Origin of the sequence: Pseudidiomarina planktonica, from assembly GCF_900177775.1 — a bacterium.
GTDB lineage: Bacteria > Pseudomonadota > Gammaproteobacteria > Enterobacterales > Alteromonadaceae > Pseudidiomarina > Pseudidiomarina planktonica.
This window is the reverse complement of the sequence record NZ_FXWH01000001.1, coordinates 659223-675974: the sequence shown is the minus strand read 5'-3', so window position 1 is coordinate 675974 and position 16752 is coordinate 659223. Positions and strand designations below refer to the sequence as shown.

11 protein-coding genes are annotated in these 16752 nt (G+C 49.7%); 3 read left to right on the top strand and 8 right to left on the bottom strand.

The genetic code is table 11. From position 1 onward, the window contains the following. Window positions 1–59: 59 nt before the first annotated feature. Window positions 60–1775 carry a sodium:solute symporter family protein gene (locus CCE91_RS03140; RefSeq protein ID WP_086433800.1) on the bottom strand — a complete coding sequence of 572 codons (1716 nt, stop codon included), beginning with the start codon at window positions 1773–1775 and terminating at the stop codon, window positions 60–62. 9 nt (window positions 1776–1784) lie between these two features. Further along, window positions 1785–2051: a DUF4212 domain-containing protein gene (locus CCE91_RS03135; protein ID WP_086433799.1), complete on the bottom strand. Its 267-nt coding sequence runs from the start codon at window positions 2049–2051 to the stop codon at window positions 1785–1787. Between the two features lie 160 nt (window positions 2052–2211). Between CCE91_RS03135 and CCE91_RS03130 the strand changes: the two genes are divergently transcribed. Further along, window positions 2212–5676, top strand: a complete 3465-nt coding sequence (locus tag CCE91_RS03130) for a PAS domain-containing hybrid sensor histidine kinase/response regulator (RefSeq protein ID WP_086433798.1) — start codon at window positions 2212–2214, stop codon at window positions 5674–5676. 237 nt (window positions 5677–5913) lie between these two features. Here the strand turns inward: CCE91_RS03130 and CCE91_RS03125 are convergent, their stop codons facing one another. The 3 genes from CCE91_RS03125 to acs form a co-directional block, all read right to left on the bottom strand. Beyond that, on the bottom strand, window positions 5914–6474 hold the full coding sequence (locus CCE91_RS03125) for an REP-associated tyrosine transposase (protein ID WP_086433797.1): 561 nt from the start codon (window positions 6472–6474) through the stop codon (window positions 5914–5916). 743 nt (window positions 6475–7217) lie between these two features. After that, on the bottom strand, window positions 7218–7859 hold the full coding sequence (locus tag CCE91_RS03120; protein WP_086433796.1) for a response regulator transcription factor: 642 nt from the start codon (window positions 7857–7859) through the stop codon (window positions 7218–7220). 32 nt (window positions 7860–7891) lie between these two features. Further along, the gene (gene acs / locus CCE91_RS03115) at window positions 7892–9835 is read right to left on the bottom strand and encodes an acetate--CoA ligase (protein ID WP_086433795.1); all 1944 of its coding nucleotides are present in this window, start codon (window positions 9833–9835) and stop codon (window positions 7892–7894) included. A 174-nt stretch (window positions 9836–10009) separates the two neighbouring features. On the opposite strand from acs, the gene CCE91_RS03110 reads away from it, so the two are divergent. Further along, window positions 10010–11173 (top strand): DcaP family trimeric outer membrane transporter, encoded by a 1164-nt coding sequence (locus tag CCE91_RS03110; RefSeq protein ID WP_086433794.1) that lies wholly within the window; start codon window positions 10010–10012, stop codon window positions 11171–11173. Between the two features lie 83 nt (window positions 11174–11256). Here the strand turns inward: CCE91_RS03110 and CCE91_RS03105 are convergent, their stop codons facing one another. Together CCE91_RS03105 and smrA are read right to left on the bottom strand one after the other, a co-directional pair. After that, entirely contained in the window at window positions 11257–11970 is a 714-nt protein-coding gene (locus tag CCE91_RS03105) for a hypothetical protein (protein WP_086433793.1), read from the bottom strand. A gap of 14 nt (window positions 11971–11984) precedes the next feature. Then, window positions 11985–12569 (bottom strand): DNA endonuclease SmrA, encoded by a 585-nt coding sequence (gene smrA, locus CCE91_RS03100; RefSeq protein WP_086433792.1) that lies wholly within the window; start codon window positions 12567–12569, stop codon window positions 11985–11987. Window positions 12570–12821: 252 nt separating this feature from the next. Here smrA and CCE91_RS03095 point away from each other — a divergent pair, with 252 nt between their 5' ends. After that, window positions 12822–15155 carry an Ig-like domain-containing protein gene (locus CCE91_RS03095; protein WP_086433791.1) on the top strand — a complete coding sequence of 778 codons (2334 nt, stop codon included), beginning with the start codon at window positions 12822–12824 and terminating at the stop codon, window positions 15153–15155. On the opposite strand, the gene pgi is transcribed toward CCE91_RS03095, so the two are convergent. Continuing rightward, window positions 15152–16642, bottom strand: a complete 1491-nt coding sequence (gene pgi / locus CCE91_RS03090; RefSeq protein ID WP_086433790.1) for a glucose-6-phosphate isomerase — start codon at window positions 16640–16642, stop codon at window positions 15152–15154. The genes CCE91_RS03095 and pgi overlap by 4 nt on opposite strands. Window positions 16643–16752: the final 110 nt, after the last annotated feature.

The window sequence follows — 16752 nt, the reverse complement described above, 5'->3', positions numbered from 1 at the left end:
TACTTACGCACCGGGCTCCTCATCCTTTTCAGGTTTAACGTTCAGGTACACATCACAGCTTAGTGATGAGTAGAAACTCCGGCACCACGAGGGTAACGAATAGACTCTACCAGATCCTGAATGTCTTTCGGTGCATCACCCGTTGCTTTGTGAACAATATAAGCCGCCACAAAGTTAAAGATCATGCCCAGCGTACCAATACCTTCTGGTGAAATACTAAACCACCAGTTTTCCGGCGTATTTGCCGCAGGGTTCACGAACTTGAAGTAAATAATGTAGGCCAGGGTGAAGGTAATACCAACCACCATACCTGCAATTGCACCAGTGCTGTTCATCCGCTTGTAGAAAATACCCATAATAATTGCCGGGAAGAAGCTGGATGCAGCCAAACCGAACGCGAAGGCAACCACCTGTGCCACAAATCCCGGGGGATTAATGCCGAAGTAGGTTGAAATAGCCACGGCAACACCTGCCGCTACCCGCGCATACATAAGCTCCTGCCGGTCGGTAATATCCGGGGCCAGCGTTCGCTTCATTAAGTCGTGCGAAACCGAAGTCGAAATAACCAGCAGCAAACCTGCTGAAGTTGATAACGCCGCAGCTACACCACCGGCTGCCACCAGTGCCACTACCCATGCAGGTAAGTCAGCAATTTCTGGATTCGCCAGTACCATAATGTCACGGTCAACGGTCATTTCGTTGCGCTCATCACCAGAGTAGAACATACGGCCATCGCCGTTTTTGTCTTCCCAGGTAATTAAGCCGGTTTTTTCCCAGTTGGTTATCCAACTTGGTGCATTTTCATATTCCACGCCCTGCATATCAGGTCCGTTGACCGTATTGATCAAGTTCACTTTGGCAAAGCCTGCAATAGAAGGTGCAGTCAGATATACCACTGAAATGAATACCAGTGCCCAACCCGCAGACAAACGCGCGTCAGAAACTTTAGGTACAGTGAAGAAACGTACAATAACGTGTGGCAAACCAGCCGTACCTACCATTAATGCGCAGGTAATAAAGAACACGTCAATTTTACTACGTGACCCTTCTGTGTAAGCCGCTAAGCCAAGCTGTTCCGACAACCCGTCGAGCCTTTGCAGCAAGTACTCCCCGGAACCCGGTTGCCCCTCTGCAATAGTGGCGCCAAAGCCGGTTTGTGGAAGAATGTGACCCGTCATGTATAAAGAGATGAAAATTGCAGGTACTAAATACGCAAATGCCAGTACGCAGTACTGAGCTACCTGAGTATAAGTAATACCTTTCATACCACCCAACACGGTATAGAAGAATACAATCACGGCACCGATAAATACGCCGGTAGCAATATCAACTTCTAAGAAACGTGAGAACACCACCCCAACACCGCGCATTTGGCCGGCAATGTAAGTGAATGAAATGATGATGGCACAAATTACCGCAATGGTACGCGCGGTTTGTGAGTAATAACGGTCACCAATGAAATCCGGTACCGTAAACTTACCGAATTTACGCAGGTATGGTGCTAAACACAGGGCTAATAATACATAACCACCGGTCCAACCCATTAAGTACACGCTGCCGTCGTAACCGGCGAAAGCGATAATACCTGCCATGGAGATAAATGACGCTGCAGACATCCAGTCGGCTGCAGTTGCCATACCGTTTAAGACCGGGTGAACACCACCACTGGCCACGTAAAAGTCTTGTGTCGAACCTGCCCGGGACCAAACTGCGATACCGATATATAATGCGAAGGTCAGGCCGACAATAATAAACGTAAGTGTTTGAATATCCATTGTGCGCCCCTACTCTTCGTGTACGTCGTATTTGTTATCGAGAGCTGTCATTCTGTTCACGTAAATGAAAATCAGAATAACAAAGGTAATGATGGAACCTTGTTGAGCAAACCAGAATCCCAGCTTAAAGCCGAAAAACGTGATTTGATTCAGCACGTCCACCAAAATAATGCCGAAGCCATAAGACACAACAAACCACACCGCCAACAGCTTTAACACCAGGCTAATGTTGTCGCGCCAATAGGCTACTGCGAGTTCTTCGCTTTTGAACGCCATAAAACGCCCCTCCAAGTTGTTCGATTATTATTGTTTGGGTCACTACGCAATCTAGCCCTGTGTGGTCAATACAGAAATTGGACTTTGGTCTAAGGGTGCGTATTCTCTTGTAAAATATCTGGTTATACTCGGCGCTATTGCCTAAAACACGGGAAAGACAATGACCTGGCTGCTTGTTTTTGCTTCATTAGCCTACATCGCACTGCTATTTATGGTGGCCCACTGGGGCGACAAACCGCGTTCCTGGGCGAACCGTGCCAGCTATCATCCGCTGGTGTATGCGTTGTCATTAGCCATTTACTGCACCTCGTGGACCTACTACGGCATGATTGGCAGTGCCAATACCGACGGCTGGGCCTTCTTCCCGATTCTGCTTGGGCCTATGTTGCTGTTTTTATTCGGCTTGCCCATGGTCGAAAAGCTGGTGTCGGTAAGTAAGCAACAAAACATCACCTCGGTAGCCGACTTTATTGCCTCGCGCTACGGCAAGCGCCAGCGGCTGGCCCTGTTTGTTACTCTGATTGCTGCGCTGGCTACTATTCCTTATATAGCGCTGCAGTTAAAAGCCGTGGGTAGCAGCTTTGTCGCACTTACTTCCAGTAGCTCAGCGCTGGCCGAATTCTCTATTAATGAAATGGCGGCGGCGCTAATCATGGCAGTGTTCGCCATGCTGTTCGGTACCCGCCATATTGAAGTTACCGAATACCGCAACGGCATGATTCTGGCTATTGCCTTTGAGTCGCTGGTAAAGCTGCTGGCGCTGGTTATGGCGGCAGTGTTTGCCTGGTGGTTGTTCAACGGCCATTTCGAGCAGTCAATGACCTCAGAAGTACTACTTACCGGCCGCACGGAGTGGTCGCTGTCGGCGTTTTATGAGTTCGACTTTATTGTACAAACGCTCATGGCCGCCGGTGTTATTTTGTGTTTGCCGCGCCAGTTCCATGTCGCCGTGGTAGATAACGTAGATGTTAGCCATTTAAAAACCGCCCGTTGGTTATTCCCCGGCTATTTGCTCATTATTGCGCTGGCCATTGTGCCCATTACCATTACCGGCGGCATGTTCTTCCCCGACGACGCCGACGGCTCTACCTTCTCGCTACGCTTGCCCATGCTGGCAGATCAAACCTGGCTGGCCGTAATTATATTTATAGGTGGTATTTCAGCGGCTACCGCCATGGTTATTATTGCCTCGGTAACCTTAAGTACCATGCTCACCAACGACGTGATTATGCCGCTGTTATTGCAACGCGAGTCGCGCCTACCGGTAAATCAACGCCGCCGCAGCTACGAGCGCAGCCTGCTCATTATGCGGCGGGTGGCTATTGCCGTAATCATGCTGCTGTCGTACTTGTGCTACTACTTCTGGGCGTCTAAAACCGGCTTGGTTAGCATTGGTTTGCTGGCGTTCTCGCTGATGCTGCAAATTCTGCCGCCCATGATTGGTGGTTTGTACTGGCGTCGTGGCCATGCCAGAGGTGTTTATGCGGGTTTGTTTGCCGGGTTAGTGGGTTGGATACTCAGCGTGGCGCTGCCTATGTACCTGCCACATGAACTGAGTGATACCTCTATTATCACCCAGGGCACCATTATTAGTTTAATTTTGAATACCTTTGCCTATGTGCTGTTCTCTGCCATTGCGGTACCGCGGCTGGTAGACCGTATTCAGGCAACCGCCTTTGTAAAACCTCGGGCAACTTTGCCGGAAACCTCTTCAAACCGGCACCATCAGGCCACCAACTCCGACATGCTGCTGTTGCTGCGAACTTTCTTAGGTAATGACCGCACTGAACAGATCATGGAATTTTTCCAGCACGAAACCGAGGTAGCCAATCTGCCACCGGAAGACATTGCCAGCAAGGACCTGATTAAATACGTAGAGCGCTCACTGGCCGGGGTGCTAGGTGCGGCAACCGCACGTTCATTAATTGAAGCGGCGCTGCGTGACCGCCAGTTGAACTTAGAGGAAGTTGTACATTTCTTTGATGACACCACTCAGGCGCTGCAAACCCAGCAATCTATCTTGTTCAGCTCGCTGGAGAACCTGGCGCAGGGCATTAGTGTGGTGGATCAGGAGCTGCGCCTGGTAGCCTGGAACAAGCGCTACTTAGACTTATTCGAATACCCCGAAGGCATGGTCAAACCGGGCCAGCCCATTGCCACCTTAATTCGCTATAACGCCGAACGCGGCGAGTGCGGCCCGGGCGAAATTGATGATTTAGTTAGTAAGCGCTTACGCTACATGCAAATGGGTTCTCCGCACCGATTTATTCGTCGCCGGGGCGACGGCCGGGTGATTGAAATGGTAGGGAATCCACTGCCGAACGGTGGTTTTGTTACCAGTTTTACCGACATTACCGAGCACGTGGAAACTCAGCAGGCGCTGGAAGAAGCCAATATAGATTTGGAACAGCGCATTCATGTGCGCTCGCAAAAGATTCGGGAAATTAACAACGAACTGACCGAAGAGATTGACCGTCGCCGCCGGGTTGAAGTAGCCCTGAAAAAAGCCAAAGCCGAGGCGGAACATGCCAACGCCTCCAAAACCCGTTTCCTGGCGCTGGCCAGTCACGACATTCTGCAGCCGCTAAACGCCGCTCGATTGTATTTGTCGGCGGTTGATGAACGCGACATGGGTGAAGCCAACACTCTGTTACTGGACAAACTGGACACCGCGCTGGCTTCTACCGAACACTTGTTATCAACCCTGCTGGCCATTGCCAAAATGGAGCAAGGGGCATTGCAACCGCAATTCAGGCATGTGTATTTAGACAGCATTTTGCAGCCGCTGGTGGGCGAATATGCGGTGCTGGCCGAGCAGCGTCAGTTGGAATTCCGGGCGCATTATAAAGACGCGGTTATTTATACCGACCCCACCTATTTGCGTCGTATTGTGCAGAACTTTTTGTCTAACGCGATTAAATACACCCAACGCGGCAAAGTGTTGCTGGGCGTGCGTAAACGCGGTGATTACTTACTTATTGCTGTATGGGACACGGGCCCGGGTATTCCACCGCAGCAACGTACGCGCATATTTGATGCCTTTTATCGGGTTCAGAATTCGTCGGTGGAAGGTGTTGGCTTAGGTTTAAGCGTGGCACAGCGTATGAGTGAACAGTTGGGCTGTCAGCTTACGCTGCATTCCGAAGAAGGCCGCGGCTCGTGCTTCTCGGTACGGGTGCCACTGGGCAGTGCCGGTCAGGTTAGCCTGAAACCAACGCGCGAGAACGACGAGTCCCCGACCGAGAATTTATGCATTATTTGCGTAGACGACGATCAGGAAAACCTGACTGCCATGAGCGCGCTACTGCATAAATGGGGTTGTGAGGCGCTCACCTTCCAGCGCGTGGAAGACGTGCTGGAACATGCACGCTCCACGGTCGACAAACAACCCGACGCCATGCTCATTGATTATCAGCTTGGGGAATACGCAGGCGCTAATGGCATTGAACTGGCACGCCAGTTACGGGAGATTTGGGACGAGGACATGCCGGCTGCGCTGGTAACCGCCATGCGCGACGATCAGGTGAAAAAGCAAGCCCGCCAGGAACGCATGCACTTCCTTGCCAAACCGGTAAAACCCGCCGCCCTGAAAGCCCTGCTGAAATACATCCAACAGCATAGGTAGCCTGACGTTCCACGTCAGGTACGATCTACCCACACCAACCCAACCACATGCTGCAACCGGTGCATCCGAATAATGTAGCCTGACGTTCCACGTCAGGTGCCATCTACCGGCCTACACGATTGTATTTCCTACAATCCGTGCTGATTTTCATGACGAATACACCTCACCTGACGTGGAACGTCAGGCTACACAAGCAAAACGTCAGGCTACACCGAAAGCGCGGGCTGCAATAAAGCGTCAAAAATCGTCGTATTCTGCGAAAATGCCGTTGAGCCATTTTTCGTTTATGTCGCGCCAGGTGGGTGGGTATTTCTTGTTCGCTAAGCCTTTGCGCAAGGTCGAGTGCGGCCAGTCCAGAGCATTCTTCACGTACCCATGCTTTACCGGATTAAAGCAGCAGTACAGCAAATACATGTGCAGTTCTTTTTCATTCCGCACCGTATGTTCCCAATAGCCTTTTTGCCACAGCGAACCTATGCCCTTTTTAGAACGGCTTTTGGTGGTGTAATGTGATTTATAATTTTTGGATGAAAATTCAGGCAGAGCTTTGGTGGTCAGCGCTTTGATTTTTGCAATGCGAAGCGGAATGTCTTTGTCGGCTATGGTTAATACGCAGTGCAAATGATCGGGCATTATAACCAGCGCATCAATAATGAAAGGATTAGTTTCTCTGGTTGTATTAATAGCATTTTTGAGCGCACGCAAAATGTCCGGCCGGGTTAGCAGTCGCTTGCGTTTATAGGTGCATAGGGTGAAGAAATAAACACCACCCTCGTAGTAGCGGCGAACATTAGTCATGCAGCAATTCAAGCCGCCTTTGCGCCGTCCAGCAACCTTATATCCGCGTACGACATGACCGGTGTGCGTATTGTGTAGCCTGACGTTTTACGTCAGGTGAGGTGCATGTTTGGCAGCAAATACGTTCGTCATAGAAAATGCATTTTGCGTAGGTAGATACGGGTGCATCGGGTTATAGGAAATACATTTGCGCAGGTAGGTAAATCGCTCCTGACGTGGAACGTCAGGCTACATCATCCCGCAACATCCGACGGCGGCAAAGAGGCACGTGCAAACGGTAGCCTGACGTTTTACGTCAGGTGGGGTGCATGTTTGGCAGCCGCAGCATTCGTTATAGGAAATACATTTGCGTAGGTAGGTAGATAGCACCTGACGTGGAACGTCAGGCTACATCATCCCGCAACATCCGACGGCGGCAAAGAGGCACGTGCAAACGGTAGCCTGACGTTTTACGTCAGGTGAGGTGTATGTTTCGTAGCCGCAGCATTCCCTATAGAAAATACATTTGTGCAGGTAGGTAAATCGCTCCTGACGTGGAACGTCAGGCTACATCATCCCGCAACACCCGAAGGCAGCAAAGAGGCACGTGCAAACGGTAGCCTGACGTTTTACGTCAGGTGAGGTGCATGTTTCGTAGCCGATGCATTCGTTACAGGAAATACATTTGCGCAGGTAGGTAAATCGCTCCTGACGTGGAACGTCAGGCTACATCATCCCGCAACACCCGAAGGCAGCACAAAAAATTAAGGGTTTTCGAGTTGCAGGCGTTCGGCTAGCAGTACGGCCTGGGTGCGGCTATATACGCCCAGCTTGCGGAAAATGGCGGTGATATGGGCTTTTACGGTGGCTTCAGTGATATTCAACTGATAGGCAATTTGCTTGTTCAGCAGGCCTTCGTGCAGAAAGTATAAAACGCGATATTGCTGTGGCGTTAAGGTGGCTACCTTGCGCGCCAGCTCGTGGTCTTCCTGCGACAGGTCGTCAAGGCGGCCACGCATTTCAGCCGGAACCCAGGTATCACCTTGCAGAATACTATCAATGGCCTCGGCAATTTGCGCGGAAGGCATTGATTTAGGAATAAAGCCAAGCGCACCAAAACCAATGCACTTGGCTACTACGGAAGGATCTTCTGAGCCGGAAATCACCGCTACCGGCAACAACGGATAATCCTCACGCACCCGAATCAGGCCGTAAACATCACCGCTGCCGGGCATGTGTAAATCCAGCAGTAACAAATCTAAATCATCATCTTTGCTAAGCGCGGCCAGCGTGGCGTCTAAATCGCCCGCTTCACGCAGTTCCAGCTCAGGATAATGATTGGCCAGGGCGCCTTGCAGCGCTTCACGAAATAATGGATGGTCGTCTGCAATCAAAAATTTCGCCATGGCCAGTGCTTCCCTTCTGTTAGCTGTCGAACTTATTTATTCAGTCGATTCTCAATTAACGAATCTACCACAGAAGGATCGGCTAACGTAGAAGTATCCCCCAGGTTATCAAAATCATTAGCGGCAATTTTACGCAAAATGCGGCGCATGATTTTACCTGAACGGGTTTTCGGCAAACCGTCAGACCAGTGAATAAAGTCCGGCGTGGCAATTGGGCTTAGCTCTTTACGCACCCAGTTGCGTAGCTCCTTGGTTAATTCATCAGTAATTTCGGTGCCACTGACACAGCTTACGTACACATAAATACCCTGACCTTTTAAGTCATGCGGATAGCCAACCACAGCGGCTTCAGCCACAGCTTCGTGAGCTACCAGCGCACTTTCAATTTCAGCGGTACCTAAGCGGTGACCAGATACGTTTAACACGTCATCTACCCGGCCGGTAATCCAGTAGTAGCCGTCTTCGTCACGACGCGCACCGTCACCGGTAAAGTACACATTTTTGTAAGCTGAAAAATAGGTTTGCTCAAAGCGTTCGTGGTCGCCCCACAAGGTGCGCGACTGCCCCGGCCAGGAATCTTTCAGAATCAGGTTACCCTCGGCAGCACCTTTCAGTTCAGCACCTTCACTGTCTACCAGCGCTGGCTGAACACCAAAGAATGGCACCGTAGCTGAACCAGGCTTCAAGTCAGTGGCGCCCGGTAATGGCGTAATCATGATGCCGCCGGTTTCGGTTTGCCACCAGGTGTCCACAATAGGACATTCGCTGTTACCAATAGCACGGTGATACCATTCCCAGGCTTCCGGGTTAATAGGTTCACCCACACTACCTAATACGCGCAGTGACTTCCGCGAGCTGGTTTCGGCCGCCGCATCACCTTTCGACATTAACGCCCGAATAGCCGTTGGCGCCGTGTATAGAATATTTACCTGATGCTTATCAACAATCTCACCAATACGGCCCACGCCAGGATAAGTTGGCACCCCTTCAAACATTAAGGTAGTGGCGCCGTTTGCCAGCGGTCCGTACACGATATAGGTATGACCGGTAATCCAGCCTACGTCGGCCGCACACCAGTACACATCTTCTTCATGGTAATCAAACACATACTCATGCGTCATAGACGCATACACCATGTAGCCGCCGGTGGTATGCAACACACCTTTCGGCTGCCCGGTAGAACCCGAGGTATACAGAATAAAGAGCGGATCTTCCGCGTGCATAACTTCCGGCTGACATTCATTGGAAACATCAGCTACTAATTTGTGCCACCACACGTCACGCGAGTCGTTCCATTTCACCTCGCCATGAGTAACGCGGCTCACTACCACGTGCTCAACCGTAGGGCACTTGCCGTCGGCCAGCGCTTCATCTACGTTCTTTTTCAGGCCTAAAGCATTACCACCACGGCGGCCTTCATCGGCAGTAATCACTACTTTCACGCCGCAGTCATTTACCCGGTCGGCAATAGCTTTCGGCGAGAAACCACCAAAAATAACCGTATGCACCGCACCAATACGCGCACAAGCCAGCATGGCATAAGCCGCTTCCGGCACCATTGGCATATAAATCGCCACGCGATCGCCCTTTTCCACGCCCAGTTTTTTCAGGCCGTTGGCAAAACGCGACACTTCCTGATGCAAAGTGCGGTAAGTAATTTCTTCTTGTACGTCGGGCGAATCGCCCTCCCAAATAATGGCGGTTTTGTCAGCACGTTCCGACAGGTGGCGGTCTACACAGTTGTAGCAAGCGTTTAAAGTGCCGTCTTCGAACCATTTAATGTCCACATTACCGGGCTTGAAGCTGGTGTTCTTTACTTTGTTATAAGGCGTAAACCAGGTAATGCGTTGGCCGTGCTCGCCCCAGAAACTTTCAGGATCAGACACCGACTGTTGATACATTTGCTGATATTTCTGCTCAGTAATTAAGGCACGCTGCTTAGCATGCTCAGGAACTTTGTGAATTGCTTGCGACATATATACTTCCTCCGTTGCGCATTTTACCCCTATGTTGTAGGTTTTTCGCGGCCTCAAGGCTATTAGACCATAGTATAGATTGATTAATTTCGCCGCATTGACGAAGCTTCTCACCTAACAAAAAGTTTATTAATAACTAAATAACAACAACGATATCCTTTGAGGAGCAGAGCAATGTTGCAAAACATCCTAAAAAAATCATTGGTAGCCAGCGCCATTATCGGCAGCATGACCGCGCTACCTGCAGCGGCTCAGGACCCAGAATGGGACTGGGGCGGTTACGTTAAATTAGACGCTTTTGTATCTGATTATGCCGATGGACAAGCACCAGCGTCCGGCTATATCGGTCGTCAATTTTATATTCCAAGCGTAACGCCAGTAGGTGGCATTGGTGACGATCCTGTTACTGACATTCATGCCCGCCAGTCGCGTTTCTTCTTCACCGCTTCACAAGAACTGGAAAACGGTGAAAAAATCAGCGGTCGTATCGAACTCGACTTCTTAACCGTGCCAGTAGGTGACGAACGTATTACTAACTCTTACGCACCGCGTTTGCGTCAGGCTTATTTCACCTATGGTAACTGGTTGTTCGGACAAGCCTGGTCAAACTTCCAGGACTTAAGCATTCTACCAGAGTCTGTTGATTTCGTTGGTGCTACCGACGGCATGGCGTTTATGCGTCAACCACAAATTCGCTACACCGTAGGCAATGGCCTGAGCTTCTCACTGGAAAATCCAGAAACCACAGTCACGCCATTTGGTGGCGGTGGCCGTATTACCTCAAGCGACAGCGCTATGCCTGACTTAGTCGCTAAATATGCTGGTAAAAGCGGCGACGTAAGCTACTCAGTAGCCGGTATTGTGCGCCAACTAGCCTATGACGTAGCTGGCGATAGCGACGAAGAAACCGAAACCGGTTACGGCATTAACGTTGCGGCCAAGTTTATGCTGGGTCAGAACGACGTGCGTGCTTCTGCAGTGTACGGTTCAGGTTTAGGTCGTTACATGGGTTTAAACACCTTTAACGATGCGGTAATTACTGCCGACGGCGACTTAGAAGCAGTTGATATTGCTGGCTTCACTCTGGCTTATCGCCATGTATGGTCTGACACCACCCGCTCAAATATCGTGTTTGCCCGCGGCTGGAGCGACAACGACACGGCGCTTTCCGGTGTTAATGGCACTGAGTCAACTCAGCGCGTTGCTTTCAACATCATGTACTCGCCTACCCCACGGGTTACTTTTGGTGCGGAAATCTCAAACGCCAATCGTGAGCTGGAAAATGGTACAGACGGCGACTTAAACCGACTGCACTTTATGGCCATGTATAGCTTCTAATTTGAGTTAGCGCTTACATAGCTAATACGAAAAAGGCCGCCAGATTAACCAAACTCTGGCGGCCTTTTCTATTTCTAAGCGGCTTACATTTCACGCCATAGAAAGCGCATTAAACCACCGCTGTCTACTGTCACGTTTTCACTATTCCCTTTCATAGCCTGGCGCGCCAACTGATCAAGCACTGGCCACAATAGCTTTTCAACCTGCTCCTGGGTGGTTTGTGCCGAATTCACCGCTGGTAAAATCAATTCAGGAATTCGTACGCTGGCAAGCGGAGTGCCACTGTCGAACAAGTTCACCACCACATTGCGCAATACCATTTCATCTACGGACCAATCCAATGGCTCATTCACTCGTTGCAAATGCAACTGCCGGGCGTGGTCTAACAGTACATGCAAGTTCGACCGTCCGGTGTCAAAATAAGCCACCGTTAACTGCACGTTCTCAAGCACTGCGCGCTTCACCACAATGTTGTTCTTGGGGGCGTTGGTACCAGGCAATTGCCAGTCACCTTCTAACAACAAGTTTTCAGCCATTAATAACTGATTCAAGCCAGCTGGCAGCTCGTCAATGTCAGTACGCAAACGAATATCAGTGGCCATAAGCTCAGCGGTAAGGGTATTCACCTCAAAGGTGCCGTATTCCAGCCGGGTATCAAAACGCTGCTGCGCCTGCTCCTGCAATTGGCCACCCAGCCAGTCAGACAAGTTCTGCTGCTGTGCTTGTACGGGCGCTGCACCAAACCCAACAGCCAGTAACGCCGCAGCACAACAGAACTTACTTAGTTGAAATGCCATACTACCTACCACCTTTATTTTTTCGCATGCAGCTCACGATTAAACTGCTTTTGCTCCGCGTTTTTCCGAAGCATTACATACATAGCACCGCGGCCACCATGCGGCCGCTGAGCGCTGTGAAACGCCAGTACCGGCTGCAACTCGCGCAGCCACTTATTCACATAGCTTTTAATGAGCGCCGGATGCGGTTTCCCCTGCTTACCCATGCCGTGAATAATCAGTACGGTGCGAATACCCACCTCATGACAGTCTTTAATAAAATTGTACAGCGCCATGCGCGCTTCGCGCAGCGTGTGCTGATGCAAATTCAGGCTGGCGTCCATATTGTAGCGACCCTGCTTCAGGCGCTTGTACACACCGGTTTGCACGCCTTCACGACGAAATTCCAGAATGTCGTCGGGATCTACCAAATCCACATACTCGGTAGACAAAAAATTGGTGTCTTCTTCCAATTGCCGCTCCGCCGCTAAACGCCGCTCGCGTTGCGCCAGCGTAGGCTCAAACGCCTTTTTAATGTCGGCAACCTCTTCGCCCACTAATGGCGTTACATCCACCATTTCCTGACGGAACAACTCAAATTCGTCATCTTGTCTGGACATGCTCCCTCCACGCGCAAGGTTTAGCGATTGGTACATTGTGGGTATAAGTGACCGTTGGTGTCTAAGTAATTAGACACTCACCCTCATTATGGTTCACAACTACAGGATTTAGGTGCAGCAAAACACTAAATATTGTCAGCCTATTATAAGCGCTCTTTGCTTAGTAAAGACCAAGAAAGTTTTTGAAGTCAGTTACGCCTTGCTTTAGAATAAGAATTTGTTATCGAATTGTAAAAAAACAAGGATGTTCACATGAATACCTTCCGAAGAACTCTCTTAGCCAGTAGCGTTGTTTTTATCGTTTCATGCGGTGGTGGCGATGAGTCAACTCCTCCACCAGTAAATTATCCGCCTGTAGCCGTTGACGACGAAGCAACGGCCTTGTCGAATGAGCCCACGGAAATTGATGTGCTCGCCAACGATACCGACGAAGGTGACTATGAGCTCACACTTGTAAGCGTGGATGGTCTTGAATTCGGCACCGTATCAATTGAAAATAACAAAGTCATTTACACCTCGGACGAAGACTTCACCGGTACCGATAACTTCACCTACGTAGTATCAGATGGTGCCGACACCGATACAGGTTTTGTCAGTGTTACCGTTGTAAAAGAAATGTCCATTTCCGGTCGTGTTATTGATGCGCCAATAGCCAACGCTGAACTGGTTGTTACTGTTAGCGGTGAGAGTTATTTCACCACCGCAGATGAAGATGGCTTTTATACACTCGATATCCGCTTTATTGATGAAACTCAGGTACCAGTGATATACGCAAACGGTATAGCAGACAACAATCAGGAATTCATAGATTTAAGTAGTACGCTTGATAGCCTTGAGAATCTTTACGAGGCTGCAGGTGAAGACAGAATACTGGATCGAAGCGAAGCCAGCGGTACCTATGTTACAAATCTAACCACAGCAAGCCATTCTCTGATTTCTAGCGGCGCCCCGTTTCCAAAAACCTCTGACGAATTAAGTAATGCACTGGCCGCCATTGATCCCACTGAGCTTTTGGAAGTTGCGGCAGTAATCAAACTAATCATAGATGACCCAAATTATTCCTTACCTGAAGAAACGCCAAAAATCAGGGGCTTCATTAGTAATAGTTCCGCATACAACAGCTTCGTTGAAAACGTAAAAGCCAATAATCCGGAAGTGTTAACCAACATGGTGGCCGAAATACTGGCTGATGAAAACTTAGTTCCGAATAGCACTGATGTGCCTGAGTTTTACGTTGTGTCGCCGACCATCAAGCGTGGTTTCGTTTCGCAGGGCTTAAAGGTTATGTTTTTCAATCAGGACAGTACCGGTAGAGTCGTCAATCACCTATACAACCCAGAAACTTTTGCTGGCGATAACATACCATTCACCTGGGACGCTCAGGACACTGGATACCTGTCTATAGCTTACAATGAGCCTCTGGTGACAACTCATTACGATAACGTAAGAAACCTGACAGATGATGCTGAAATAATAGAAGCCTATGAAACTTTTGAGGGTGGCGAAGTTGAGTTCACCCGAAGCATTACCGCACAACGTTTCAAAACAATTTTAAGCAATGCACGAAACATACTGACTCACAATATAGAAAACATAACCGTCGACTATGTGCCAATTGAAGTTGGCGCAGAGACTTTTCAGATACCTTCTGAACAAGTAGAACGCGAATATCAAGCCAGCTATATAAACGGCGATAAACTTGAGTTTCTTGAAATCACCGAAGACGACGTAGTCGGAAACTGGGCACTACCAGTTATAGCTAATTTTAACGACGACATTCAAAACCCGAATTATGCGTCGGACTTAATTACCTTTAATGCTGACTTTACTTTTAGCGGACGTATTAGCGACGTTCAAGGCACCTGGGAATTAGTTGATAACACGCAGATAACGATGACTTACGACGATATCGTGTTGTCGGTTAAGCTAACCTCCGAAAAAGACGGTATTTACGAGGCCATGCTCCAGGGTTCAACCGGAGACGGATACGAAGTAGCCAAGTACGACTGGGCGGTTAAGCAAGAAGAGAATTTAACTTGGAACGCTGACGCTTTGCTAACCTTAGCTGATGAGGCTTGGTCCGCGAATTTCAACCCTTGGTACATGCGCGAATGGCATGAGCAATTCGGCAAGAATCAGCCAGGCAGCCTGTATGGCTGGCAGTTTATGGATTCCGAACAAGGCTACTATGTCAACATTCCAACCACAGAAAGCGAATGGGTTGGCGACGCCATGAACTGGTCACTAACAAGTGACGGAACACTGCTAGTTGACCGCTATGCTCACTGTGAAGAAAAAGGTCTTTTCGCGTGCTACCGGGAATGGATCCCGCTACTGATGGACGAAGAAAGATATCGTTTGATTGTACTGGATAATGGCTATTACCAGTGGACGGAGTCATCAAGTCAGCACGCCTCCTTGTACCCACCCCAGTTACAGAGCCTGCAAAAAGCCTGGCTGCCGGACAACATTCGTAACCCTAATTATTCGCAGAGTAATAGTGTTGGCAAAAGCAAGTCAGGCGCTAGTGCAGAACCGAGCCCGCGCGTTGGCTTTTTGCCAAAACGCGGACAACCTAACAATTAAAAGCGTTTAAGCATGGCCGCAGTTGAAGCGTCAAAATCGTCGCTGACTGCGGCTTTGCCGTCTAATACGGCCAGAATCTCAGTTGCGGCTTTTTTGCCCAGTTCAACACCCGGCTGATCAAATGAGTTCAGACCCCAGATAACGCCCTGGGTGAATACCTTGTGCTCGTAGGCAGCAATTAGGGCACCGAAGCTTTCCGGCGTTAGCTCGTCCATAAATAATAAGCTGGACGGATGTTTGCCCGGATAGTTATGACGTGGATCTTCTTTATTCTCGTTACCAAACCACATAAGTTTGCGGTGCGCTAAACAGTTGGCCATAGCTAACCGTTGTTGCTCGGCTAAACCTTCCTGCACGCCCGGCTCAAAGTCGGGCGCCTGGCGTTTAAGCACGGCAATAAAGTCGGCGGTAAAAGCGTCGTAACCCTGATGCAAATGCTGGAAAAACGCATGCTGACCATTGGGCCCAAAACCACCCCACACTACGGGGCCTGTTGGGTAATCAATAGCTTTGCCGCTGTGGTCGGCTTGCTTGCCGTTACTTTCCATGTCCAGCTGTTGCAAATAGCTGGGTAAATAACGCAGGCGGCCATCGTACGGCAGTACTGCCAGATTATTGATGCCTCGTTCTTCGCGGTTATAAACGCCAATAAGTGCCATTAATAAAGGAATATTTTCCAGTACCGGAGCGCTGCCGAAATGGTCATCAATGTCTTTAGCGCCAGCTAGCATGCGGCTGAACTGATGCACGCCAATGGTTAAAGCAATAGGTAAACCTATGGCCGACCACAGCGAGAAACGGCCACCTACCGTAGGTGCAAAAGTAAGCTGCTGCGCTGCCGGAATACCAAAATCATTCATAGCCACTGAGTTTGCCGACACGCCAATAACGTGCCGCGACAGCCACTGCTCGTGGGTTAGTGATTCCCTACCTTCGCCGGGCGCGGCCACCCACTTGCGCACCGTGTCTACATTAGCCAGGGTGTCTATAGTGCCGAAGGACTTTGAGGCAATAATAAATACGGTAGTTTCAGGGTCTATCAGTGGGAATACGGCATATAACTGCCCGCCGTCCATGGACGACACAAAATGCACCTCCAGATTATGCAGGGAGGAATCGTCGGCGAACTCGCGCAGGGCAAAGCTGCCCATCATAGGGCCTAAGTCAGAGCCGCCTACGCCAATGTTCACTACGTGCTGAATAGGTTTGCCAGTGGCGCCCAGCCAACGGCCGGAACGCAACTCTCGCACCATATCAGAAAAACGATTTTTGCCGTTTCCGGCAGCAACTACCGAGTGAATGGAGCGACTCAGGCAATGGCTAACCTTTCGGCCTTCCGAGGCATTCATAAACTCGCCGCGCAATAACTGGTTGCGCAAGGCATCAAAGTTTTCGGGCAAGCGTTGCTCAGCAAAGTCCTTTAGCTCCTGCGCTGACAGACCTTGGTAACTCGCGTCTAAATGTAGGTATTTATTCTCGATAATCATTTCGAACTCCGTGTCTCACTGAGCATTACTATTCCTACCTACTATGGTAATCAATTCTGGTGCGAAAAAGTAGCCTGACGTTACACGTCAGGTGCGATCTACCTATCTAC